Here is a 661-nt window from a genome sequence, read left to right on the forward strand (position 1 = left end):
GGCTCTTCATCATTAACGGGGGACATCCGCATTCATTAAACTGATTTTGCGAAGAATCATTTAATGGAGAGTACAGATGTCCCACGCAGGTACTATTTTAGGCATAAGTGAGTTAGAAATAGAACGTGTTCATCGACATGATTTTATTGAAGTGTGGGCAAGGCCCACTAAAAAGCCGGTATGTAAGCATTGTGAAAGCCGACAATTACGGATTAAAGCCACGCATAAACGCACGGTAAAACACACGCGCCAAGGTAATCAGGTATTAACGTTGCACCTTAAGGTGCCTAAATACCACTGTCGGTGTTGTGGTCGCTATTTCAGACACCCGTTTGTGGGTATTCGTCCTCGCTATCGCGCGTCGGAGTGCTTTCGATTAGAAGTCTTCGAAGCGCATCATGGCGGTGTCACGCAGCGTGGTATATCACGCACACACCGTATTAGCCCGACCACCGTCGAGCGTTGGTATCAGTCTCACATCAGTCAAAAATACAAAGAAATCATCAGTCGCCCCTGCCCCGAGATGTTAGGGATTGATGAGCACTTTTTCACCCGTAAGAAGGGCTACGCAACCACGTTTGTGGATTTACGGCATCGCAGTGTCTTTGATGTGAAGCTGGGACGCTCTGAGTTGAGCTTACGTAGTTATCTGCGCCACTTA

At 47.4% G+C, this 661-nt stretch carries 1 protein-coding gene; it reads left to right on the forward strand.

Annotated features, from left to right (window positions below):
• Positions 1–76: 76 nt before the first annotated feature.
• Positions 77–661, forward strand: a 585-nt coding sequence (locus tag GLIP_RS01665) for a transposase (protein ID WP_040521627.1), incomplete at its 3' end; no start/stop codon positions are given.

The organism is Aliiglaciecola lipolytica E3, from assembly GCF_000314975.1.
Lineage (GTDB): Bacteria > Pseudomonadota > Gammaproteobacteria > Enterobacterales > Alteromonadaceae > Aliiglaciecola > Aliiglaciecola lipolytica.